21 protein-coding genes are annotated in these 22702 nt (G+C 71.0%); 16 read left to right on the top strand and 5 right to left on the bottom strand.

All coding sequences use genetic code 11. The features are described from left to right. Positions 1-27: 27 nt before the first annotated feature. The 7 genes from VFR64_01570 to VFR64_01540 all read left to right on the top strand — a co-directional run bounded on the left by VFR64_01570 (position 28) and on the right by VFR64_01540 (position 7269). Positions 28-1251: an MFS transporter gene (locus tag VFR64_01570; protein HET9488433.1), complete on the top strand. Its 1224-nt coding sequence runs from the start codon at positions 28-30 to the stop codon at positions 1249-1251. After that, a complete protein-coding gene (locus VFR64_01565) occupies positions 1248-2063 on the top strand; it encodes a tRNA (adenine-N1)-methyltransferase (GenBank protein HET9488432.1) in 816 nt (271 codons plus the stop codon). The genes VFR64_01570 and VFR64_01565 overlap by 4 nt, the downstream gene beginning before the upstream one ends. Further along, positions 2060-3955, top strand: a complete 1896-nt coding sequence (locus VFR64_01560) for a SurA N-terminal domain-containing protein (GenBank protein HET9488431.1) — start codon at positions 2060-2062, stop codon at positions 3953-3955. Before VFR64_01565 ends, VFR64_01560 begins: the two co-directional genes overlap by 4 nt. A gap of 82 nt (positions 3956-4037) precedes the next feature. After that, complete coding sequence (greA, locus tag VFR64_01555) at positions 4038-4514, top strand: transcription elongation factor GreA (GenBank protein HET9488430.1); 477 nt, start codon at positions 4038-4040, stop codon at positions 4512-4514. Between the two features lie 14 nt (positions 4515-4528). Continuing rightward, positions 4529-5428 carry an alpha/beta hydrolase gene (locus tag VFR64_01550; protein HET9488429.1) on the top strand — a complete coding sequence of 300 codons (900 nt, stop codon included), beginning with the start codon at positions 4529-4531 and terminating at the stop codon, positions 5426-5428. After that, positions 5425-6591 carry a CoA transferase gene (locus VFR64_01545; protein ID HET9488428.1) on the top strand — a complete coding sequence of 389 codons (1167 nt, stop codon included), beginning with the start codon at positions 5425-5427 and terminating at the stop codon, positions 6589-6591. Before VFR64_01550 ends, VFR64_01545 begins: the two co-directional genes overlap by 4 nt. A 3-nt stretch (positions 6592-6594) precedes the next feature. Then, positions 6595-7269, top strand: coding sequence for an alpha/beta family hydrolase (locus VFR64_01540; GenBank protein HET9488427.1), 675 nt, complete (start codon positions 6595-6597; stop codon positions 7267-7269). A gap of 26 nt (positions 7270-7295) precedes the next feature. Here the strand turns inward: VFR64_01540 and msrB are convergent, their stop codons facing one another. From msrB to lhgO, 4 genes are all read right to left on the bottom strand, one after another. Beyond that, positions 7296-7775 carry a peptide-methionine (R)-S-oxide reductase MsrB gene (gene msrB / locus VFR64_01535; GenBank protein ID HET9488426.1) on the bottom strand — a complete coding sequence of 160 codons (480 nt, stop codon included), beginning with the start codon at positions 7773-7775 and terminating at the stop codon, positions 7296-7298. Between the two features lie 46 nt (positions 7776-7821). Next, positions 7822-8091, bottom strand: a complete 270-nt coding sequence (locus VFR64_01530; GenBank protein ID HET9488425.1) for a hypothetical protein — start codon at positions 8089-8091, stop codon at positions 7822-7824. Between the two features lie 101 nt (positions 8092-8192). Next, the gene (locus VFR64_01525) at positions 8193-9323 is read right to left on the bottom strand and encodes a DGQHR domain-containing protein (GenBank protein ID HET9488424.1); all 1131 of its coding nucleotides are present in this window, start codon (positions 9321-9323) and stop codon (positions 8193-8195) included. A gap of 114 nt (positions 9324-9437) precedes the next feature. Next, entirely contained in the window at positions 9438-10646 is a 1209-nt protein-coding gene (gene lhgO, locus VFR64_01520) for an L-2-hydroxyglutarate oxidase (protein HET9488423.1), read from the bottom strand. A gap of 61 nt (positions 10647-10707) precedes the next feature. Here lhgO and VFR64_01515 point away from each other — a divergent pair, with 61 nt between their 5' ends. The 5 genes from VFR64_01515 (at position 10708) to VFR64_01495 (ending at position 15708) form a co-directional block, all read left to right on the top strand. After that, a complete protein-coding gene (locus tag VFR64_01515) occupies positions 10708-11172 on the top strand; it encodes a MaoC family dehydratase (GenBank protein ID HET9488422.1) in 465 nt (154 codons plus the stop codon). Further along, positions 11169-12065: a CoA ester lyase gene (locus VFR64_01510; protein HET9488421.1), complete on the top strand. Its 897-nt coding sequence runs from the start codon at positions 11169-11171 to the stop codon at positions 12063-12065. Before VFR64_01515 ends, VFR64_01510 begins: the two co-directional genes overlap by 4 nt. A gap of 27 nt (positions 12066-12092) precedes the next feature. Continuing rightward, the gene (locus tag VFR64_01505) at positions 12093-13097 is read left to right on the top strand and encodes a zinc-dependent alcohol dehydrogenase family protein (protein ID HET9488420.1); all 1005 of its coding nucleotides are present in this window, start codon (positions 12093-12095) and stop codon (positions 13095-13097) included. 33 nt (positions 13098-13130) lie between these two features. Then, positions 13131-14414 (top strand): aspartate aminotransferase family protein, encoded by a 1284-nt coding sequence (locus VFR64_01500; protein ID HET9488419.1) that lies wholly within the window; start codon positions 13131-13133, stop codon positions 14412-14414. Positions 14415-14799: 385 nt separating this feature from the next. Beyond that, positions 14800-15708: a C39 family peptidase gene (locus VFR64_01495; protein ID HET9488418.1), complete on the top strand. Its 909-nt coding sequence runs from the start codon at positions 14800-14802 to the stop codon at positions 15706-15708. 189 nt (positions 15709-15897) lie between these two features. On the opposite strand, the gene VFR64_01490 is transcribed toward VFR64_01495, so the two are convergent. Then, positions 15898-16602 (bottom strand): hypothetical protein, encoded by a 705-nt coding sequence (locus VFR64_01490; GenBank protein HET9488417.1) that lies wholly within the window; start codon positions 16600-16602, stop codon positions 15898-15900. 44 nt (positions 16603-16646) lie between these two features. Between VFR64_01490 and VFR64_01485 the strand changes: the two genes are divergently transcribed. From VFR64_01485 to VFR64_01470, 4 genes are all read left to right on the top strand, one after another. Continuing rightward, positions 16647-16907, top strand: a complete 261-nt coding sequence (locus VFR64_01485; GenBank protein HET9488416.1) for a hypothetical protein — start codon at positions 16647-16649, stop codon at positions 16905-16907. Next, on the top strand, positions 16904-17548 hold the full coding sequence (locus VFR64_01480) for an HAD family phosphatase (GenBank protein HET9488415.1): 645 nt from the start codon (positions 16904-16906) through the stop codon (positions 17546-17548). Before VFR64_01485 ends, VFR64_01480 begins: the two co-directional genes overlap by 4 nt. 5 nt (positions 17549-17553) lie before the next feature. Then, entirely contained in the window at positions 17554-18486 is a 933-nt protein-coding gene (locus VFR64_01475) for a TIGR03560 family F420-dependent LLM class oxidoreductase (protein HET9488414.1), read from the top strand. A gap of 158 nt (positions 18487-18644) precedes the next feature. Next, a complete protein-coding gene (locus VFR64_01470) occupies positions 18645-22688 on the top strand; it encodes a sigma 54-interacting transcriptional regulator (protein ID HET9488413.1) in 4044 nt (1347 codons plus the stop codon). Positions 22689-22702: the final 14 nt, after the last annotated feature.

Below are 22702 nucleotides of genomic sequence, written 5' to 3'. Positions count from 1 at the left end.
CGGAGGTTAGTGTACCATTGCTGAGTCATGGCTGATTCGAAGCCGGCGGCCCTGCTGGGGCCTGCCGTGCCGACCCTCGCCGTCGATACCGAGCGTGTCCGGCCCAACGCCAAGCTGATCGGGCTCCTGGCCCTGGGGCATCTGGTGGTCGACGTGAATCAGGGCTCGCTGCCCGCGATCCTGCCGTTCCTCAAGGCGGCCCATGCGCTGTCGTACGCGCAGGCCGGCATGATCGTGCTCGCCGCCACCATCGCCTCGTCGATCGTGCAGCCGGTCTTCGGCTATCTCTCGGACCGCACCGCGCGGCGCTGGCTGCTGCCCGTGTCCGTGCTCGTGACCGGCGTGGGCCTCGGCCTCATCGGCGTGGCGCCGGGGTACGGCACGCTGCTCCTGCTCGTCATCGTCATGGGGCTCGGCGTGGCCGCGTACCATCCGGAGGGCTATCGGACGGCGGCCAGCGTGGCCGGGGATCGCCGGGCCACGGCGCTCTCGTGGTTCTCGCTGGGCGGCAATGTCGGGGTCGCGCTCGGGCCGCCGGTGATGACGGCGCTGCTCGCCGGGATGGGGCTCGCCGGCAGCCTGGGCATGCTGGTGCCCACGGCCGCGATGGGAGCGCTGCTCGTCGCCGCGCTGCCCGTGCTCGGCCGGCCGGCCGCCGGCGCGGCGGGAGCGACGCGCGCGGTCAGGACCGGAATCGACATGCCGCAGGCCATGGCGCTGCTGATGCTCATGGTGACGATCCGCTCCTGGGCCCAGCTCGGGTTCATCACGTTCGTCCCCTTCTACTACATCGACTACCTGGGGGCGGATCCCCGGCTGGTCGGCCCGCTGCTGTTCGTGTTCCTGGGCGCGGGCGCGCTCGGCACGGTGATCGCCGGCCCGCTGGCCGATCGCTGGGGGCCGCGACCGCTCATGAGGTGGGCGCTGCTCGTCGCCGCCCCGCTGGGCGCCCTCTTTCTCGTCTCCCGCGGGATCTCCGCCTTCGTCGCGCTCGGACTCTTCGGCGCGGCGCTGGTGTCCAGCTTCACGGTGTCCGTCGTGCTGGGCCAGGCCTATCTGCCTCGCCACGCCGGCATGGCGGCAGGCCTCATCGTGGGGCTCGCCATCGGCGCGGGTGGGCTCGGCGTGGCCCTGCTCGGCGTGATCGCCGACCACTGGGGGCTGCCCGCGGTCCTGTGGACCTGCGCGCTGATGCCGCTGGCGGCGTTCGGCGTGACCCTCGCCCTGCCCGCCCCTCGTCACGGCCAGTGAGCGAAGCGCTGCCCTTCCAGGACGGCGAGCAGGTGCTGCTGATCGACCAGCGCGGCAATCGCCATCTGCTGTTCCTGCGCAAGTCCGAGACCTTCCATTCCGACCGCGGATGGATCTCGCACGACGCCATCATCGGCCAGCCGGAGGGGAGCTGGGTCCGCAGCTCGCTCGGCCTGCGCTACCTGGCCCTGCGGCCGACGCTGGCCGAGTTCGTGCTCGAGATGCCGCGGGGCGCCCAGGTCATCTACCCCAAGGACCTGGCCATGATCCTGTTCTGGGCCGACATTGGCCCCGGCTGCCGGGTGCTGGAGGCCGGCACCGGCTCGGGCGCGCTCACGCTGGCCCTGCTGCGGGCCGTCGGTCCCGAGGGCCACGTGGTGACGTACGAGCAGCGCGACGAGTTCGCGCGCCGGGCCCTGGCCAACATCCACATGCGACTGGGCGAGGTGCAGAACCTCACCGTGCGGCTGCGGCCGGTGGAGGACGGCCTCGCCGACGAGGCTCCCGTGGATCGCGTGCTCCTGGATCTGCCCGAGCCGTGGACCCTCACGTCCCTGGTCGCCCGCGTCCTGCGGCCGGGCGGGATCTTCGTGGCCTACGTCCCCACCATCATTCAATCGCACCAGCTCTGCGAAGCGCTGCACCGGGAACCCTGCTGGGCCCTGGTCGAGACGTTCGAGACGCTCATGCGCCCGTGGAACATCGAAGGGTCGTCGGTGCGGCCCTTTCACCGCATGGTGGCCCACACCGGCTTCATCACGGTCGCGCGCCGGGTGGTCCCCGAGGAACCCGTGAGCAAGGAGTCTCGATGATCACGTTCATGCGCCGCTACCGCCGGACCCTCCAGGTCGCGCTCTTCGTCGTCATCGCGGCCTTCATCGGGTCGCTGTTCATCTTCGGCGCCATGGGCCCGGACGGCGCCGGGCGGGACAGCGTGGCCACCGTCAACGGCGAGGAGATCTCCACCGAGCGCTACCAGCGGCGCTATCAGGAGATGCTCGACATGTACGCCCAGGTCCTGCGCGACCGCTTCTCGCCCGAGATGGCCGAGCGGTTCGGGCTGGCCCAGCAGGTCGTGGACGACCTCGTGCAGGAGACGCTGGTCGCCCAGCGGGCCGAGCTCGAGGGCCTGGCGGTCGGCGACGACGAGCTGAACGCGCAGATCCACGCGATCCCGGCCTTTCACGAAGGGGGGCGCTTCACCCTCAAGCGGTACGAGGACGTCCTGCGCCGGCGCGGTTACGGCAAGGGCGCCTTCGAGCAGGAGATGCGCCGGCGGCTGACCCGGATCAAGGTCGAGCGGGCCGTCCGCAGTGGCGTCCGGGTCAGCGACGCCGAGGTGGCCAACGCCTTCGTGGAGCAGCGGGAGCAGATCCGCGCGGCGTGGGCCCTGGTGGAGCTGGCGCCGTTCGTGGCCGAGATCACGCCGAGCGAGGCCGAGCTCACTGCTTACCTCAACGGACACGGGGACGAGTTCCGGCTGCCCGAGCGACGGCGGGTGCAGTACGTGGCGTTCCACCCGCAGAGCTTCCGGGTGGCGGTGAGCGAGGCCGACGTGGAGAAGCACTACGCCGAGCACGGCGCCGAGTTCGAGGAGCCGCGGCAGGTGCGCGCCGCCCACGTCCTGGTCCGGGTGGCCGAGACGGGCGGAAGCGAGGCCGAGGACCAGGCCAAAGCCAGGATCGCCGACGTCATCCGGCGCGCCAGGGCCGGTGAGGACTTCGCCAAGCTGGCACGGGAGGTGTCGCAAGATCCGGGCTCGGCCCCGCGCGGCGGCGAGATCGGCTTCATCAAGGCGGGAGAGGTCGTGCCCCAGTTCGAGACCGCCCTCTTCGCGCTCAAGAAGGGCGAGGTCTCGCCGGAGCCGGTGCGCACGCCCTTCGGCTTCCACGCGATCAAGGCACTGGAGGTTCGCGAGGGAGGCAAGAAGCCGCTGAAGGCGGTGGCCGGGCAGATCAGAGATCGGTTGGCCGACGAGGCCGCGGACCGGGCGGCCCGGGCCAGGGCCGAGGAGGTCCGCACCACGCTGCGGGGGGCCACCGACTTCCTGGCCGAGGCCCGCAAGCTCGGCCTCACGCCGGTGGAGTCCACCATCTCCCGCCAGACGGCGGGCCCGGCCGGTCTGGCGCCCGTCGATCCGCTCGAGACCACCGCCTTCGAGCTGGCCCAGGGCGGCGTGTCCACGCCGGTCAAGACTCCCGCCGGCTGGGTCGTGCTCAAGCACGTCGAGCACCTGGCGTCCGCCGTGCCGCCGCTGGCCGAGATCAAGGACAAAGTCGCGGCGGCCGTCAAGCGTGAGCAGGCCGAGGTGCGCGCCCTGGCGCGGGCCAGGCGGCTGAGCGCGGAGGCCCGGGACGCCGACCTGGCGGCCGTGGCCAAGAAGCGGGGGGCGGTCTACGGGGAGACGGCGCGCTTCTCGCGCAGCAGCCCTGACAAGCGGCTGCCCGGCGACGCCATGATGGTCGCGTTGCGGACGCCGGCCGGAACGCTGAGCGAGCCGGTGAAGACCGGGCAGGGATACTATGTGCTCCGCGTGCTCGAGCGCGTGCCGCCCGGCATGGAGGCGCTCGCCGGCGAGCGCGACAAGATCGCCGCCGATCTGCTGGCCCGCAAGCAGGGGCTAGCCTGGGACGCCTGGGTGGGCGCCGCCCGAACCAACGCGAAGATCGACATCTCCACGCGGCTCCCGGCCGTTCGCGGCTAGCGGGGGCGAGCGCGGAGGACGGCCCGTGGCCGGACGACGTCGTCGACCCCCGGCGCCATGGTAAGGTAGGACGCCCATGACGATCCAGCGCACGCCCATGACGCGGGCGGGGTACGACAAGCTGGCCGCCGAGCTGGACCGGCTCAAGCGCGTGGACCGGCCCGCCATCACCCGGGCCATCGCCGAGGCGCGGGCGCACGGCGATCTCAGCGAGAACGCCGAGTACCACGCCGCCCGGGAGAAGCAGTCGTTCATCGAAGGCCGGATCGCCGAGCTGGAGAGCAAGGTCGGCGCGGCCGAGGTGCTGGACCCGCCCAGCGAGGGGGATCGCATCACTTTCGGCTCCACCGTGCTGCTGGAGGACGAGGCCGGCAAGCAGTACCGCTACTGGATCGTGGGCTCCGACGAGGCCGATCCGGCGCGCGGCAAGATCTCCGTCCTGGCCCCGCTGGCCCGCACCCTGATCGGCAAGCACGTCGGCGATCGGGTCACCGCCCAGGTGCCGGGCGGCACGCGCACCTTCGACATCATCAGCGCCAATTTCGCCTGGCCCGAGTAGGGGGACCGATCACCATGCCGAAGGTCCGCATCGACGACGGCGTGAGCCTGTACTACGAAGAGATCGGCCAGGGCACACCCCTCGTGTTCGTCCACGAGTTCGCCGGCGAGATCGCCAGCTGGGACCCCCAGGTGCGCTTCTTCGCCCGCCGCTATCGCACCATCGCCTACAACGCCCGGGGCTATCCGCCCTCGGACGTGCCGGACGACGTGGCCGCCTACTCCCAGGATCGGGCAGCGGACGACATCCGCGGCGTGCTCGACGCGCTCGGGATCGCCCGGGCCCATGTCTGCGGCCTGTCGATGGGCGGCTACGCCACGCTGCACTTCGGCCTGCGCCACCCGAGCCGCGCGCTGTCGCTGGTGGTCGCGGGGGCCGGCTACGGCAGCGTGGTCGCCGAGCGCGAGCGGTTCCACCAGGATTCGGCGCTCATCGCCAGGCGGCTGGACGAGGAGGGCATGAAGGTGGTCGCCGAGTTCTATGCGCGGGGGCCCAGCCGCGTGCAGTTCCTCGACAAGGATCCTCAGGGCTGGCGCGAGTTCTACGAGCGGCTGGCCGCGAGCTCGGCCCGCGGGCACGCGCTCACCCTGCGCGGCGTGCAGATGACGCGGCCGTCCGTCTTCGAGCTGGGCGACCGGCTGGAGCGGCTCGAGGTGCCCACGCTGATCATGACGGGGGACGAGGACGAGCCGTGCCTGGAGCCCGCGGTGTTCATGAAGCGCAAGATTCCCACCGCCGGGCTCGTCGTTCTGCCCAAGGCTGGTCACACTATCAACCTCGAGGAGCCCGACCTGTTCAATCGGGCCGTGCTCGATTTCCTCACTGCCGTGGACGCTGGCCGCTGGTCGCGCCGCAATCCCGCGTCGCGGAGCGGCTCGGCCACGCTGCCCGCTTCGGTCGGAGGCCGCTCATGACGCTCCCGCTGGCCCACATCAAGGTGATCGACCTCACCCGCGCCCGGGCCGGCCCGACCGCGGTGCGCCAGCTGGCCGACATGGGCGCCGACGTCATCAAGGTGGCGAGCCGGGAGATCGTGGAGGGCGACTCCACGTCGATCGGCTTCGACTTCCTCAACCTGCACCGGAACAAGCGGGCCATGACGCTCGACCTCAAGCACCCCCGTGGCGTCGAGGTCCTCAAGCGCATGGTGGCGCGCGCCGATGTGCTGGTGGAGAACTATCGGCCGGACGTCAAGCACCGGCTGGGCATCGACTACGAGGCCCTGTCGGCGATCAATCCCCGACTGGTCTATGGCTCCATCTCGGGCTTCGGGCAGACGGGGCCGTACCGGGACCGTCCCGGCTACGATCAGATCGCTCAGGGCATGGGCGGGCTCATGTCGATCACCGGGCTCCCGGGGCAGGGACCCGTGCGCGTCGGCATCCCGGTGGCCGACCTCACGGCCGGCCTGTTCCTGGCCCAGGGCATCCTGGTCGCGCTCCTGGAGCGGGAGCGATCGGGACGGGGGCAGTGGGTGCACACCTCGCTGCTCCAGGCCATGGTGACCATGCTCGACTTCCAGGCGGCGCGCTGGCTCATCGACAGCGAGATTCCGCCCCAGGCCGGCAACGATCATCCCACCGGCATTCCCACCGGCGTGTTCACCACCGCCGACGGGCACATCAACATCGCGGCCTCCGGGCAGGTCATGTACCGGCGGCTCTGTGAAGCCATCGGGGCCACGCACCTGATCGACGATCCGCGGTTCAAGACGATGGCCGACCGCTCGCGCCACCGCAAGGCCATGAACGAGGAGCTCGACAAGGTCCTGGTCGCCCGGCCCAGTGCCGAGTGGATCGAGGCCCTCAACAAGGCCGGCGTGCCCTGTGGCCCCATCCTCAACGTCGAGCAGGTCTTCGAGGATCCACAGGTGCAGCACCTCGGGCTGGCCCAGCCCGTTCGCCATCCCGAACGCGGAGAGATCCGCGTGCAGGGGCTGCCCGCGGCGCTCTCGCGCACGCCCGGAGCCATCCGCCGGGCCGCGCCCGCCCACGGCGAGCACACGGACGAGATCCTGGCCGAGTTCGGCTACTCGCGGGAGGAGATCGCCGCCCTTCGTCGCGACGGCATCGTCTGACCGGTGCCGGCGGCGGTCGAGCGCCTCGAGGTTCCCGGCGCCGACCTGCCTGCCGTTCGGGGCTTCGTGCATCGTCCGCCCTTGCCACTTGGCGAAGGGCTGGTTCTGACCCACGGCGCGGGCGGGGATTGCCAGGCGCCCATTCTGGTCGAGCTGGCCGGACGGTTCGCCGAGGACGGCTTCGTCGTGATCCGCTGTGATCTGCCCTACCGCCAGGCGCGTCGGCGTGGTCCGCCGGCCCGGGGCGGCGCGGCCCGTGACCGCCAGGGGCTCCGGCACGCCGCGCAGATCGCCGGCGAGCTGGTGGGCGGGCGCGTGTCGCTGGGCGGCTTGTCGTACGGTGGCCGCCAGGCCTCGATGCTGGTTGCCGACGACCCCGGGCTGGTCGGCGCGCTACTGCTCCTGTCCTACCCGCTGCATCCCCCGATGCAGCCGCAGCGCTCGCGGACCGAGCACTTCCCGCGGCTGCAGCGACCGACGCTGTTCGTCCACGGCGACCACGATCCATTCGGCTCTCTGGAGGAGCTGGACCGCGCGCGGGCGCTCATCCCGGCCAAGACCGATGTGCTGGTCGTCAGGCCGGCCGGCCATGATCTCGGCTATGCCCGGGCGGCCGGGGGTGTTCAGCCGGCGTTGTCGTCGCGCGTCGTGGCGGCCTTTCGGTCGCTGCTCGCCTGAGCTGGCGCCCGGAGGCGGCCCGCCCGTCAGTCGGCGGCCGGATCGGCGAGGCGGGCCGTGTCCGCCGCGTCCGTGAAGACGAGCGACTCCGAGTTCACGCAGTAGCGCAGCCCGGTGGGCGGCGGGCCGTCGTCGAAGACGTGGCCCAGGTGGGCATCGCAGCGCGAACACAGGATCTCGACGCGCACCATCCCGTGGCTGAGATCCTCATAGGTGCTCACGTTCTCCGGGGCGACCGGCTGGAAGAAGCTCGGCCAGCCCGTCCCGGAGTTGAACTTGGTGTCGGACTGGAACAGGGGCAGACCGCAGCACACGCAGCTGTACACGCCGGTCCGCTTGTTGTCGAGCAACGTACCGCAGAACGGGCTCTCGGTGCCCTTGCCGCGTGCGATCGTGAACTGGGCCGGCGTGAGCTGCGCCCGCCATTGCGCGTCGGTCTTTCTCACCGGGGCGCTCTCGACGGGGCCGACGAGCTGGCCCTTTCGGTTGAACACTTTGACCTTCATCGTTGGTCTCCCTGCCCGAGTATACCCGCTCGCTGTCGCCGCAGCGTCAGCCCAGCGGGCCCAGCAGGAGAACGATCGGCAGGGTGAGGATCAGCGCCGAGAGCAGCCACCAGGCGGACGCCGGGTCGTGTCGCCGGCTCGCCCGTATGCTGGCACCCGCCGTCACGCACGCGGCGATGCTCGAAGCGAGGACGACGGCCAGCGCCATCAATCCCCGATTGATGCACCCGAATAACAAGACCGGCGTGAAATACAGCCCCACGATCGCTGCCGGGGCGATGGCGGGCAGGGCCACGTGTCTGGCGAACAGGTTCATAGCTCAACGCTACCTCAGCGGAACCCGGAACTCGGCAGGGAGTCGCGCTAGCTGAGCTGATTGCCTCAGCCCGAGGCGGCGGATCTCAGGCGGGGCCGCGGCTAGCGGAGCGCGTCACGCAGCTCGCGGGCCAGCAGCTCGACGGTCCCGCGCGTGCCGCCGGCGAGCTTGCCCTTCCACTCGCCCTCGGTCTCGAAGCGGCGATCGCGCAGGCGCTCGGCCCAGGGCTTGATGGCCTCGCGGATGGCGTGGAGCTCGAACGGGTCGCGCCTGAGCTCGCGCGCCCGCGCCATGACATCGGGCGTCACGCGGATGAAGGCCCGCAGCGCCGCGCCCGTCTTGATCGAGAACTTGCGCCCGGCCCACGCGGTCGGGAACGTCGTGGAGATCGCCTTGACGTAGTTGAGAAAGAAGCGCTTGGCTCCCTGCCGCAGCTCCTGCGTCCGGGCGGCCCCCCCGATCTTCTCCACCGTGTCCAGCAGGTCGACGATCTCCTCGGCCAGCGGCGCCTGGCTGACCCGGCCCCGGCCCGTGCCCAGCATCTTGATCTCGCCGTGCAGGGGCGAGCTGTCGTCCTCGTTCAGGGAGCGGATGACGTCGTGCGCGAGGGCCTGGTTCGGGTCGGGATACAGCTTGCGTCCGGACAGGCTGATGATGTGCGAGGGATTGAGCCGGGTGTGCTTGGCGTTGATCGTCACGAACAGCTCGACGATCTGGCGAGCGTCCAGGGTGTCGAAGAGCACCGCGGGCACCTCGATGCCCATCTGCTCGCCGCTCTGACTCAGCGTGTGCAGGGCGAGCAGGCGGTGCTGGCCGTCCAGCACCCGGAGCACGCCGTGCTCCTCGGGGATCTGCAGCAGCCCGATGTCGTGATGCCCGGCGATCGGGGTGAAGGTGAAGCGCTTCTCCGAGGTGATGATGACCGCGCCGGGGATGGGCGGCAGCGTCCCCGCGTCCTTGCACTCGCGGTAGTAGCTCACCAGCTCGTCGATCTTGCGCCGGATCACCGGGCGCTGATAGGCGGTCTCGCTCTCGCTGATCCGCTTCTCGAGCGCATCCCAGTTGACCCGGGACCGTGCCTTGGCCCGACTCTTGGGCGGCTCTTCCTTGGGCCCCCCCGAATAGCCGAGGACCTCGAACTTGACCAGACGATCGATGTCCTTGGCGCTGAGCCCGGCCTGGTAGAACTCCACACCGAACTGCTTGATGCGTCGCGCCGGCACCGTGATCATGGGGGCCTTAGGGTAACTGACCCCCAAATGCTTGTCAATAGAGGGGTTTTTGGTTCCCACCCAACCCGTAGTTCCTCGTCCCCGAGCCGGCCACTACCTACTGATATACACAGCCTACTTGAGGCCGAACCGCTCGAGGGCCAGCCCCGCGATGTGGCGCCCGATGGCCAGTGAGGCCGTGGCGCCGGGGGAGGGAGCGTTGAGGACGTGGATGGCGTCCGGGCTGTCCACGATGCGGAAGTCGTCGACCAGCGCGCCGTTGGGATCCACGGCCTGGGCCCGGACGCCCGCTCCCCCGCGGGTGACGTCCTCGGGGCGCAGCTCGGGAACGAGCCGCTGCAGCGCGCGCACGAAGGCCGCCTTGCTGAGGGAGCGGTAGACCTCGTAGGCGCCCGTGCGCCAGTACCGCCGCGCCATGGCCCAGAAGCCGGGATAGCCGAGGGTGCCCAGCAGGTCGCCCGCCCGGACCGTGCCGAATCGATAGCCCTCGCGGGCGAAGGCCAGGACGGCGTTGGGACCGGCCTCGACGTCGCCGTGCACGGTGCGGGTGAAGTGAACGCCCAGGAACGGGAATTCCGGATCGGGCACCGGGTAGATGAGTCCCTTGACCAGGTGCCGGCGCTCGGGCTTCAGGAAATAGTATTCCCCCCGGAAGGGGATGATCTTCACGCTCGGCGTGGCGCCCGCCATCCGGGCGACGACATCGGAGTGCAGGCCCGCGCAGTTGATCATGTGCCGCGCCCGCACGGTCAGGCGTGGCGTGGCGAGCTCGAAGCCGTCGGCGGCGCGGGCGATGGCCACGACCTTGGCGTCCGTCTCGATCGTCACGCCGCGGCTCGTGAGCTCCGAGGCCAGGCTCGTCGCCACCTGCGTGAAGTCCACGATGGCGGTGCCGGGTGAGTGGATCGCCCGGAGGGCGGAGGCGTGGGGCTCGAGCTCGCGCAGGCGGGCGGCGTCGATCAGGGTCAGGCCGGGCACCCCGTTGGCGATGCCCCGCTCGTAGAGCATGGCCAGACGCGGCACCTCCGCCTCGGTGGTGGCCACGACCACCTTGCCGCAGCGCTCCACGCGGATGCCCTGAGCGGCGCAGAACTGCTGCATCAGCCGGGCCCCCTCCACGCAGAGGCGCGCTTTGTAGGATCCGGGGCGATAGTAGATGCCGGAGTGGATCACGCCGCTGTTGTGACCCGTCTGGTGGCGACCGAGGCGGGATTCCTTCTCGAGAATCACGAGCCGCGCGCGGGGGGCCTGCTCCGAGAGCGCCGCGGCGACGGCCAGGGCCACGATGCCGCCCCCGACGATGGCCACCTGGTGTTCGTTCACGCGACAGTGATAGAGGCGGGGCCGGTGCCTGTCAAGGGGTGCCCGGTGTACCATCGCGGCGATGGCGGGCAAGTACTTCGAGGAGCTGGAGGTGGGTCAGGTCTATCGCCACCAACCGGGGCGGACCATCACCGAGGCCGACAACGTGTTCTTCTCCTGCCTCACCATGAATCCGCAGCCCCTGCACGTCGATTTCCACGCGGCGGCCCGCGCCGAGTTCGGGCGGCCGCTGGTGAACAGCCTGCTCACGCTGGGCGTGGCCGTGGGCCTCTCCGTGGGCGAGACGACGCTCGGCACGACGGTCGGCAATCTCGGCTTCGACAAGGTGGAGTTCCCCCGGCCGGTCTTTCACGGCGACACGATCTACGCGGAGACGGAGGTCGTGGACAAGCGAGTATCGCGAACGCGCCCCCAGTGGGGCATCGTCACGTTCGAGCACCGGGCGCGCAACCAGGACGGCGAGATCGTCATGCGGGCCCGCCGTCAGGCCATGATGCGCAAGCGGGCCGTCGGGGAGCCGGCGTGAGCGCGCGCCGCCGCTCGCTGCACTTCGTGCCCGGCGGCAACGAGAGGATGATCGCCAGGGCGCTCACCCTGCCGGCCGACGGCCTCATCCTCGATCTCGAGGACGCCGTGCCGCCCGAGCGCAAGGCGGCCACCCGCCCCATCGTGCGCGGGTGGCTGGAGAAGCTCGACTTCGGCGGGCGGGAGCGCTGGGTACGCATGAACCCCCTGGTCACGGGGCTGGGGCGCGCCGACCTCGAGGAGACCATCGCCGGCCGACCGGAAGGCTACGTCGTGCCCAAGCCCGATTCGGCCGCCGACGTGCAAGCCGTCGCCGCGCACCTGGACCGGCTGGAATCCCGCCACGGGATCGCCCACGGCACGACCCGCCTGGTCCTCATCGCCACCGAAACGCCCCGGGGGCTGCTCAACATCAAGGAGATCACAGCGGCGAGCCCCCGGGTGGTCGCCGTCTCCTGGGGGGTCGAGGATCTCGGCGCCGCCATGAGCCTGGGGCAGGTGCGCGATGCCGAGGGCCGCTATCTGGACATCCCGCGGTACGCCCGGGTGATGTGCGCGGTGGCGGCGGCCGCCGCCGGGGTCGAGGCCATCGACACCGTCTACACGGACATCGCGGACCTGGATGGGCTGCGCCGGGAGTGTGTCGACGCCGTGCAGATGGGGTTCACCGGCAAGATCTCCATTCACCCGAACCAGATCGCGGTGATCAACGCGGCGTTCACGCCCGCCCCCCAGGAGGTCGAGGAGGCGCGCGCCCTGGTGGCCGCCTTCGCCGACGCCGCGCGCCGCGGAGCGTACGCCTTCACCTTCCGCGGTCGCATGGTCGACGCGCCTCACCTGCACCGGGCCCGGAAGATTCTCGCCCGCGCCGGCGAGGCCGCCGACCTCGCGTGAGGTAAGGCGCGGGTCGATCGCTGGGCGATGCTGGCGATGCAGCTCCGCGCTCCAGGCCCTGTCGAGGGGCGGCCCCTGGAGGCGACGTCGCGGCCGGTCCCCGAGCCCGCTCCCGGCGAGCTCCTGGTGCGGGTGGCCGCCTGTGGCGTCTGTCGCACCGACCTTCACATCGTGGAGGGCGAACTGCCGCTCCCCCGGCTGCCCATCGTGCCCGGCCACCAGGTCGTCGGCCGCGTCGAGCGGGTGGGGCGTGGTGTCGCTCGCCTCGCGGTCGGCCGCCGCGTGGGGATCGCCTGGCTGCGCTGGACGTGCGGCGAGTGCCGCTTCTGTCGCCAGGACCGGGAGAACCTCTGCGAGCGCGCGCAGTTCACCGGGTATCACGCCGACGGCGGGTACGCGGAGTACGCCGTGGTGCCGGAGGCGTTCGCCTATCCCATTGCCGACGTCTTCGGCGACGCCGAGGCGGCGCCGCTTCTGTGCGCCGGCATCATCGGGTACCGCGCGCTGCGGCGGTCGGGCGTCAAGCCGGGAGGTCGGCTGGGCCTGTACGGCTTCGGTTCGTCCGCCCACCTCACGCTGCAGGTGGCGGCGGCTCGCGGCTGCGAGGTCTACGTCTGTACCCGCGAGGCGACGCATCGCGCGCTGGCCCGCTCGCTCGGCGCCGTCTGGGCGGGGGGCGTTGCCGACCCCATGCCGGTGGCCGCCGACGGGATCATCATCTTCGCGCCGGCCGGCGAGCTGGTTCCCCTGGCGCTGCGCAACCTCGCCCCGGGCGGCACCCTGGCTCTGGCCGGCATCCACATGACGCGCATCCCGGCGATCGAGTACGGCGACCTCTATCGGGAGCGCGCGGTGACCAGCGTGACCGCCAACAGCCGCGCGGACGGCGAGGAATTGCTGAGCGAAGCCGCCCGGATCCCGCTTCGACCTACCGTCACCAGGTTTCCGCTCAGCCAGGCCAACCAGGCGCTCGACGCGCTCAAGCGCGGCGCCTTCGCCGGCTCGGGCGTGCTGGTGCCGGATCGCGTATGATGATGCATCATCCTGTCCCAGGCGAGGGAGCCCATGAGTGATCTCGGCGACATCGTGCAACGAGCCGCACGCGTCTTCCCCGGCGGGGTGCTGGGCAGCCACCGCAACGGTCCCGGACTCGAGTTCGTGGTCCGCGAAGCGCGCGGCGCCCACCTGTGGGACACCAACGGCCGACGCTACATCGACTTCTTGCTCGGCTCCGGCCCGATGCTCCTGGGGCACGCCCATCCCGCGGTGGTCGAGGCGGTCCGCGGGCAAGTGGCCCGCGGCAGCACCTACATGCTGCTCAACGAGCCCATCATCGAGCTGGCCGAGGAGCTCGCCCGGGCGGCGGCCTGCTGCGAGCAGGTGCGGTTCACGTCCAGCGGAAGCGAAGCCACCTTCTTCGCCCTGCGGGTGGCGCGGGCCTATCGGGGGCGGGAGAAAATACTGAAATTCGAGGGGGCCTGGCACGGCACCCACGACTACGGGGCGATCAGCGTCAGCACCCGGTCCCCCAAGGCGTTTCCGGCGCCGACCTTCGAGTCGGGCGGCATCCCTCATGCGGTGGGCGAGACGGTGCTCGTGGCCCCGTACAACGACCTGGCCACCACCGAGGCCATCATCGCCGCCCACCACAATGATCTGGCCGCGGTGATCGTGGAGCCCTATCAGCGCGTGATCGTGCCGGCGCCGGGCTTCCTGGCCGGGCTCCGGGACGTGACGCGCCGGTACGGCGTGCTCCTCGTGTTCGACGAGATCGTCACGGGGTTCCGGCTGGCCTACGGGGGCGCCCAGCAGTACTACGGCGTGGTGCCGGACCTCGCCACGTACGGCAAGGTCCTGGCCGGCGGCTTTCCGCTGGGCGCGGTGTGCGGTCGCGCGGACATCATGCACCACTTCGACCCGGCGCTGGAGGGTACGCCGAACTACGTGTGGCAGACGGGCACGCTCAACGGCAATCCCATCGCCGCCGCCGCCGGCCTGGCGACGCTGGCGGAACTGCGGAAGCCCGGAACGTACGAGCGGTTGCATCGAGTGGGAACGCGGCTGCGTGACGGTCTCGCCGAAGCGGCCCGGCGCCACGGGCTGGCCGCCCGGGTAAGCGGTGAGCCGCCGGTGTTCGACATCCTGTTCACCGACCGTGACATCGTCGACTATCGCGCGACGCTGACGGCCGACCGCGAGCGCATCCGGCGCTTCAACGACGAGTGTCTGCGCCGCGGTGTCGTGAAGGCGGTCAACAAGATCTACGTGTCGCTGGCCCTGACCGACGCCGACGTGGAGGCGGCGCTCGGCGTGTTCGACGAGGCGCTGGCCGCGGTGGCAGCCGGCTGACGTGGTGCGGCCGGGGGACTTGACTGCCGTCCGTGCCGGGGGTACAGGTCGAGTACGGCGGGGGTAGGACCCCGCCGTTGTGGCAGCAACTCCCAACCCGGAGGGATTGGGTATGGAGAGCACGCCACCGGGCTCAGAAACCGCGCCGTCCGGCGCTTGAGCACAGCACCGAGCGGCGCCGCCGAGGTTCGTGAAACCTGAATCCCGGTTTTCTGCCGGGATGCGCAATGCGAGTTGCGCGACAATCCAAGGGGGATGCCGTGGGCGGGCTTCGTCCCGTCCACGCCCCCCGCCAAAGCCCTTGACGACTGATCTCTTCGTCGTCGCGTCCGGCGTCGGTCGGACCGCGCTCGCCGGCGCTATGCCTCCCGGTTGCCTGCGCGAGGTGGAGCCGGCGCCGCCGCCCGTTCGCGCAGGGGCGGACATCTGGCTGGAGGCGGGCCCCTGGCGGCCTCGTTCGGCAGCGCGTCATCTGCTGCCCGCCTTCAGCGCAATCTCGGCCATCGATTACAGCCTGCGATTCGAGGTCTCGGTGCTCGCGCCCGATGGCTGGTCGCCGTGGGCGACCAGCGAGACGCTGGGTTCCGCCAGCTTCAGCCCGCTTCCCGCCCGCGCCGCGGGTCTGCACGCCGACGTGGATGTGTTCACGACGACCGCGCCGATCGAGGCGGTGCGCTTGCGCGTGCGACTCCCCGCAGCCGATGCCGCCACGGTTCTGGCGACGCCGTGGTTGCTGACGCTCTCGGCCTGCGACCTCGCCCCCCCGGGCTCGGATGGCGGCCCTGCCGCCTCGCCAAGGCTCGAAGTTCCGGCGCTGAGCCAGATGCGTGAGGGGGGCGCGTTGGGGGCGCGCGTCTGCTCGCCGACGAGCGTGGCTATGGTGCTCGCCTACTTCGGGATCACCGACTCGGTGCCGCGGTTGGCGGCCGAGATGTTTCACCCCGGACTGGACCTCTATGGCGTGTGGCCGGCCGCCATCTGCGCCGCCGGCCGGCGGGGCGTGCTGGGCTACCTGCTACGCTTTCCCGACTGGACAGCGGCGCGGTGGTGCCTCGACCACGGTCTGCCGATCATCGCTTCGGTCCGCTACGCGGCGGGTGAGCTTGCGGGCGCGGCGGTCGCGGCCACCGTCGGTCATCTGCTCGTGCTGACCGGTTACGAGGGCGAGCACGTGCTCGTGAACGACCCCGCGGCGCCGGATGCTTCGTCGGTTCGCCGGCGCTACGCGTTGTCCGAGCTCACCCGAGCCTGGCTCGAGCGCACCGGCGTCGGCTACGTACTGTTTCGCCCCTGATGTCGAGTGCGAGATATACCGGGGCGGGGATTCCGGCGGGGCACGGGCGTGGCGAAGCCCGGGTGCCCGGCAGAGGCAACACGGGACAGCGTCGCGCAGAGTCGCGACTCAGATCGGCTGGTCGATCAACCGCGGCGGGCGGTTGCGGCGGGGCACGGGCGTGGCGAAGCCCGGGTGCCCGTGCCCTGTTCAAAGATGCGTCAGGCGCTCGCGTTCCGGAGGCGCCTCGCGGCGCAGGCGGCGGGCCAGAAGCTGACGGGCGACGTGCCGCCCGCCGAGACCGAAAGCCAGAGCCAGAGCGAAGACCAGACCGCCGAACGAGATGCCGAAGGCGACCAGCACCATTTCCTTGCCGATACCCAGGTGGGTCAGCGCGGTAGCCACGGCAAAGAGCAGCACAGCCCAGTGCGCGGCGCGCGCGAGCACCCGAGCCTCGGGCAGCCCGGCGTTGACCGCGGCGATCAGGAGCCCCTGGCTCAGGAAGTTGGCGATCGCCCAGCCGACCACGACGATGAGCAGGGCGGTGAACAGGGGCGGCAGGAACGAGAAGACGAACGCCGTGGCGCCACCGCCCACCGGGCCGCGTAGCGCATCGACACCGAGGCTGGCGAACAGGATGAAGATCGCCCAGAACACGATCATGCCGAGCACGTCGGCAGGCGTGCGGATGAGGCCGGCCCGGCGCAGCGCCGGAGCGGCGCCCCACCGCTCCATGTAGCGGTCGAAGCCCACGGCCCGCGCCACCCGGGTGAGGATCGAGCGGGCGATCATGCCCAGGATCAGCCCGAGCGCGATCAAGGTGATCATGACGAGCAGCCCGGGGAGGACCGTGGCGAGCCGGGCCCCCAGGTCCATCAGTGCCGTCCAGACGCCCCGCCCCCAGCCGGTCTCCATGCCAGTTCCCCCTAGACCATACACCCAGTACAATCCCGGGGGGAATGGTGAGTCGATCGCTGCTCCTGCTCCTCGGGCTCGGCGCCGTCCTGGCCGGGTGCGGAGGCTCCGGCCAACGTGAGTGGCTGAAGCCCGACCAACCCTACACCGCCGCGGAATTCCGGCGCGACATCGCGGCTTGCTCGCCGGACGGCAAGGTCGACGACGCCTGCATGAAGAGCCGGGGCTGGATCAGCGTCAGCCCGCCCAAGGCCGAGAAGCCGCCGCCGTCCCCGGTTGCTCCCAGCGGGACCCCCCGCTATTGACGGCGGCTCGGCCGTCCGCCGTCCTCCTCGACTTCGGGGGCGTCCTGTGGAACATGCGCTGGGATGTGGCCCGAATCCTGGAGTCGGCCCACGGCCTGCCGCCGGGCGCCCTGCGCGCAAGCCTCTACGGCAGCGAAGCCTGGCAGGCGGTGGAGCGAGGTCGCGGGGATCGTGAGGCCTGGCTGGCGGCGGCGCACGCCGAGATCGAGCGCCTGGCCGGCCGGCCCTTGCCGCCCCTGCACGTGGAGTGGCGGGCCTCGCAACACCTGATCGCCGACACGGTCGAGCTGGCCCGCGCGCTGCGTCCCTCGTATCGCCTCGGCGTGCTCAGCAACGCGGATCTGACGCTGCGGGCGCGGCTCAGCGACGGGCTCGGCATCATCGGGCTCTTCGACGACGTCGTCTGCTCGGCCGAGGTCGGCTGCGCGAAACCCCAAGCCGAGATCTACGCGCTGGCCTGCCGCCGCCTCGGTGTGCCGCCCGGCGCGTGCGTGTTCGTCGACGACCATGACGCCAACGTGGCCGCGGCCGAAGCCGTGGGCATGCGAGGCATCCTGTACCGCGTGGACCGGGATGACGACCTTCGCGCGCAGCTGGCCGCTGTGGGCGTGGCCGGGTGCCCGCCGTCCGGGAAGGGCTGAGGCCGATGCGATTCGGACTGTTCACGAGCCTGACCAACACGAGCTGGGCCGAGGTGCTCGGCCTCTGGCGCCATATCGAGGCCACCGGGTGGGATGTCGCCTGCGTGACCGATCACTTCATGCCCAACACGCCGGAGCGGGTGGGCGACGTGCTCGAGTGCTGGACCACGCTGTCCTCGCTGGCCGCGCTGGTGCCCCGCCTGGCCGTGGGCACCATCGTCGTCGGCAACACCTACCGTCATCCCGCGATCGTCGCCAAGATGGCGGCGAACGTGGACATCGTCTCGGGCGGCCGCCTGATCCTCGGGATGGGCGCGGCCTGGCAGCAGAACGAGCACGAGGCCTACGGCGTGGCGTTCGGCACCGTCGGTGAGCGGCTGGCGCGGCTGGACGAGGCCTGTCAGGTGATCAAGCTCCTGTGGACGCAGGACAAGACCACTTTCATGGGGACGTACTACCGGCTGCAGGACGCCCCCTGCATGCCCAAGCCTGTGCAGCGCCCGCATCCCGAGCTCATGATCGGTGGCGGCGGCGAGCGGGTCACCCTGCGTCTGGTGGCCAGGCACGCCGGCCACTGGAATGTCTGGGGCGGCCCCGCGACGCTGGCCCACAAAGGCAAGATCCTGGACCAGCACTGCGCCGAGCTCGGACGCGACGCCAAAGCGCTCCGGCGATCCGCGAACATGCCGCTGCTGATCAGCGAGAGTCGCGACGACGTGGCCCGGCTCGCCGCCGCCGTGAGCCGACGGATGGGATTCCCCGAGGCCTTGACCAGCGACGTCCTGCTGGCGGGATCGGTGAGCGCGGTGCGCGACAAGCTGGCTCGCCTCCACGAGGCCGGCGTGGAGACGCTGTTCGTGCCCAGCATGTTCCTGCCCAAGGACCCGCGCCCCCTCCTGGACCGGTTCATGAGCGACGTGGCGCCCGCCTTCCGCTGAGCCGGCCGCCGGCCCTCGGCGCCAATGCCGTCGGCGATTTACAGGACGCGCGAGATCGGTCGCATACCCACATCATCGACGGCGTTGCGGGCTGTCCCGGTCCGGCTGGTGGTGGTGGAATCTTGAGCAGTCGGGTTGGGGACAGTACCATGCTCGGCATGGATCCCCTGGCCCAACTGCTCGGGACGAGTCCCGAGATCGTGGCAGTTCGCGAGCAGGTCCGGGGGCTTCTGAAACGCCAGGCCGAAGCCCGTCGATTACCCCCGATTCTCATTCAGGGAGAGACCGGTACCGGCAAGGGGCTGGTCGCCCGCGCGATGCACTCGGCCAGCGTGCGTGCCAGCGGGCCGTTCGTCGACGTCAACTGTGCGGCCATCCCCGAGACATTGCTGGAGGCCGAGATGTTCGGCGTCGAGCGGGGCGCCTTCACGGACGCGCGACAGTCCCGGCCCGGCCTCTTTCAACTCGCCCACCGGGGCACCATCTTTCTGGACGAGATCGGGCTCCTGCCCGAGGCCCTGCAGGCCAAGCTCCTCAAGGTCATCGAGGAACGGGAAGTCCGCCGGCTGGGCGGCACTCGCAGCGAGCCCATCGATGTCTGGGTGGTGGCCGCGACCAATGAGGATCTGACCGCCGCCGTCTCGACGCGACGGTTTCGCGCCGACCTCTATCATCGGCTTGCCGTTGTCACCCTCTCGCTGCCGGCGCTGCGAGACCGCCGGGGCGATGTCTTGCTGCTGGCCGAGCACTTTCTGGCCCGCGCCTGCGCCGACTATGGCTTGCCCGCCAAGACGCTCGGCGCCGACGCGCGGGGTGCGCTGGTCCGCTATGCCTGGCCGGGCAACGTCCGTGAGCTGAGCAACGTCATGGAGCGCGTGGCGTTGCTCGACGCCAGCCGCGAGGTCGGCGCCGCCGCGCTGGCCCTGCCGGAGAGCCGCCCGGCGCCGGCGCCCTCGCCGCCAACGGCCCCGGTCACGCTGGAAGCGGCCGTCGACGACGTGGAGCGGGCGACCCTGCTCGATGCGCTGACGGCGACGAACTGGAACGTGAGCCAGGCCGCGGCTCGGCTCGGCATCTCGCGCAACACGTTGCGATACCGCATCGAGAAGCACCGCCTGCGACCGGGCGCGGCAGCGCCGTCGCGGCGGGGCCGGCGGCCCGTCCCGGCCCGCGAAGCGGCGCCGCCCGAGCCGGCCGCTGTCGTTCCCGGTGTCCCCGCCCGGGCGCACCGTCGTGTCACGCTGCTACGTGTCGTGCTCCTCATTCCGGCCGGCGCCGAGGGCTCGGCCCTGGGTCGGCGAACGCTCGCGCTGTTGAGCGACAAAGTTCGCGTGTTCGGCGGCAGGGTGGAGGACGTCAATGCGGCCGGAATGGTGGCCGTGTTCGGGGTGGAGCCGGTCGAGGACGCGCCCGCCAGGGCGGCGCACGCCGCCATCGCCGCGTTGAATGCGGTGGAGCGGGCCCGGCGGGACGAAGCCCGGCAGGTCCAGGTCAAGGTCGCCATCCACGTCGACCAGTTTCTGGTGAATCTCGGCCCGGGGCCGGCCATCGAGCTGGAAGCGCGGCCCCACGCCTGGGCGTTTCTGGATTCCCTCCTGGAGACGGCCAGGCCGGACGAGGTGGTGGTGAGCGAGGCGACCGCGCCGTTCCTCCGCCGCAACTTCGACCTCACGCCGACGCCGGAGGGACACGCGTTTCATCTCGGGGCGGGTGAGCGGGCCGGCCTCGGGCTCCGGCGTCGCTTGGCGACCTTCGTGGGCCGCCAGCACGAGCTCGAGCTGCTCCGAAGTCGCTTCGCCGCGGCCGCGAGCGGCCGCGGTCAGGTGGTCGGCATCGCCGGCGATGCCGGCATCGGGAAATCCCGTCTGCTCCTCGAGCTGCGTCATCACCTGGCCGGTCAGCAGGTCGAGTATCTCCAGGGCCAGTGCCTGTCCTACGCCAGCGGGATTCCGTACCTCCCGGTCCTCGACATGCTGCGGATCACGTGCCGCATCGCGCGCACCGACGCGCCCGACGTCGCGGCGGAGAAGGTGCGTACCGTCCTGTATCGCCTCGGCATGGACCCTAGCGAGCGCGCGCCGTATCTGCTTCATCTCCTTGGGTTGAAGGACGGCGACGATCGGGTTGGGGGGCTGAGCCCCGAAGCCTTCAAAGCCCGGATCTTCGGCGCGCTGCGCGAGCTGACCCTCCGCCAGAGCCAGCAATGCCCTCTCGTGCTGGTTCTGGAGGACCTGCACTGGATCGACGAGTCGTCGGAGGAGCTCTTCACGTCGATGGTGGAGGCCATCCCGAGCGCCCGTATCGTGCTGGTCGCCACCTACCGACCCGGGTACCGGCCGACCTGGATCGACAAATCCTACGCCACGCAGATGGCCCTCCAGCCTTTACCCCCGGCGGAGAGCCTGAGCGTCGTTCGCGCGCTCCTCGGCTCGTATGACGTCGGTCCCGCCGTCGTGGACGCCATTCTCGGCAAGGCCGAAGGCAACCCGTTCTTCCTCGAAGAGCTCACCCGGAGCGTCCGGGAGCAGCGGGTGACGGCGCCCCCGCTCGCCGTGCCCGACACGGTGCAAGAGGTGCTGCAGGCCCGTATCAACCGGCTGCCGCCGTCGGCGCGGCAGCTGCTCCAGACCGCGGCGGTGCTCGGCAAGGACGTGCCCGTCTCGCTGCTCGAGCGCGTGGCGGGGATCGCTCCGGACGACCTGAGCGCGGGCATGGCCGAGCTGCGGGCTGGGGAGTTCCTCTATGAGACCAGCCTCGGTGCGGAAAGCGAATACACGTTCAGGCATATCCTGACGCACGAGGTCGCCTACGAGAGCCTCGACCCCGACCTGCGCCGGTTCCTGCACGCCCGCATCGTGGACGTGATGGAGGATCTCTATCCACAGCGGCTGGTCGAGCAGAGCCAGCGCCTCGCGCATCACGCCTATCAAGGTGGACTGTGGGCGAAGGCGGCGGACTATCTACGCCAGGCTGGTCGACAGGCGGCCGTCGCCTGCGCCCATCGCGAGGCCGCAGCCTGCCTGGACCAGGCGCTGGCGGCGCTCGCCCACGTGCCGGAGACCCCACAGACGCGCGAGGCGGCGGTCGACATCACGTTGCAGCTGCGAAACTCCCTCCTCCCGCTGGGCGAGTTCGCCGCGATCTTCGACAAGCTGGAACGGGTCCGCCCGCTCGCGGTGGCGCTGGGCGATCGCCGGCGGCTGGCGTGGATCAACGTGTACCTGACGGACTACTTTCGCCAGATGGGCGAATACCGTCGGGCCCTCGAGTCGGGACGGCTGGCCATGACCCAGGCCGACGAGGTCGGCGAGCCGCCGCTCCTGGTCGCCGCGCGGACCTATATGGCCCACGTCGACCACGCCCTCGGCGAGTATCGGGCCGCGTCCGAGCTCTTGGCCAGCAATGTCGCGCTGCTGCACGGTGATCTCGCTCCGCAGCACATGGGGTTCCCCTACCTGCCCTCCGTGCATTCGCGCACCTGGCTCGCCCTGTGCCTGGCCGAGCTCGGCGACTTCGCCCGGGCCATCGCCGTCGCCGAGGAAGCGGTGACGATCGCGGAGAGCGCCGACGATGCCATCAGCCTCGTCCTCGGCTGCTGGGGTCTGGGCCGGGCGTACCTCCAGAAAGGTGATCTGATTCGTGCCGTGCCGATCCTGGAGCGCGGGCTGGAGCTGAGTGAAGCGCGGGGGATTCCCTATTTCTCCCCGGCGACGGCCTCCGACCTGGGCCTGAGCTACGCACTATCCGGACGAGTCGAGGACGCCATCGTGCTCATCAAGAAGGCGGTATCGCAGCACGCCTCGATGCGGAGAACGGCTGGGCAGTCCAACCGTCTGGCCGCCCTCGGGCGCGTGTACCTGCTGGGCGGCTTCAGCGAGGATGCCAGAGACGTGGGGCAACAGGCCCTGGCCCTCGCCCGGGAGCACCACGAGCGCGGTCACGAAGCCCACGCCCTTCAGCTCCTGGGGGACATCGAGTCGCGCCAGGATCGTCCGGAACGCCGGGAGGCCGCCGCGGCGAGCTATCAAGCCGCCTTGGCCCTGGCCCGGGAGCTCGAGATGCGGCCGCTGACCGCCTCTTGCCGCCTGGGCCTGGGCCTGCTCCTCGAGCGGGCCGGTGCCCGAGCCGAGGCCAGGGAGCACATGTCGGCGGCCCGAACGATGGCCGGCGAGATGGACATGCAGCTCCTGCAGCCGACGTAGGCTCGGCCGGGCTG

Source organism: Candidatus Methylomirabilota bacterium (genome assembly GCA_035709005.1).
Lineage (GTDB): Bacteria > Methylomirabilota > Methylomirabilia > Rokubacteriales > CSP1-6 > 40CM-4-69-5.
The sequence above is the reverse complement of the archived record's forward strand: the minus strand, read 5'-3'. Positions and strand labels throughout refer to the sequence as shown.

Bases quoted from the DNA above. Each gene is read 5' to 3' on its own strand.
- VFR64_01570 (HET9488433.1), top strand. From the start codon at position 28: ATGGCTGATTCGAAGCCGGCGGCCCTGCTGGGGCCTGCCGTGCCGACC.
- VFR64_01560 (HET9488431.1), top strand. From the start codon at position 2,060: ATGATCACGTTCATGCGCCGCTACCGCCGGACCCTCCAGGTCGCGCTC.
- VFR64_01550 (HET9488429.1), top strand. From the start codon at position 4,529: ATGCCGAAGGTCCGCATCGACGACGGCGTGAGCCTGTACTACGAAGAG.
- VFR64_01545 (HET9488428.1), top strand. From the start codon at position 5,425: ATGACGCTCCCGCTGGCCCACATCAAGGTGATCGACCTCACCCGCGCC.
- msrB (HET9488426.1), bottom strand. From the start codon at position 7,775: ATGAAGGTCAAAGTGTTCAACCGAAAGGGCCAGCTCGTCGGCCCCGTC.
- VFR64_01530 (HET9488425.1), bottom strand. From the start codon at position 8,091: ATGAACCTGTTCGCCAGACACGTGGCCCTGCCCGCCATCGCCCCGGCA.
- VFR64_01525 (HET9488424.1), bottom strand. From the start codon at position 9,323: ATGATCACGGTGCCGGCGCGACGCATCAAGCAGTTCGGTGTGGAGTTC.
- VFR64_01515 (HET9488422.1), top strand. From the start codon at position 10,708: ATGGCGGGCAAGTACTTCGAGGAGCTGGAGGTGGGTCAGGTCTATCGC.
- VFR64_01505 (HET9488420.1), top strand. From the start codon at position 12,093: ATGCTGGCGATGCAGCTCCGCGCTCCAGGCCCTGTCGAGGGGCGGCCC.
- VFR64_01500 (HET9488419.1), top strand. From the start codon at position 13,131: ATGAGTGATCTCGGCGACATCGTGCAACGAGCCGCACGCGTCTTCCCC.
- VFR64_01490 (HET9488417.1), bottom strand. From the start codon at position 16,602: ATGGAGACCGGCTGGGGGCGGGGCGTCTGGACGGCACTGATGGACCTG.
- VFR64_01485 (HET9488416.1), top strand. From the start codon at position 16,647: ATGGTGAGTCGATCGCTGCTCCTGCTCCTCGGGCTCGGCGCCGTCCTG.
- VFR64_01475 (HET9488414.1), top strand. From the start codon at position 17,554: ATGCGATTCGGACTGTTCACGAGCCTGACCAACACGAGCTGGGCCGAG.
- VFR64_01470 (HET9488413.1), top strand. From the start codon at position 18,645: ATGGATCCCCTGGCCCAACTGCTCGGGACGAGTCCCGAGATCGTGGCA.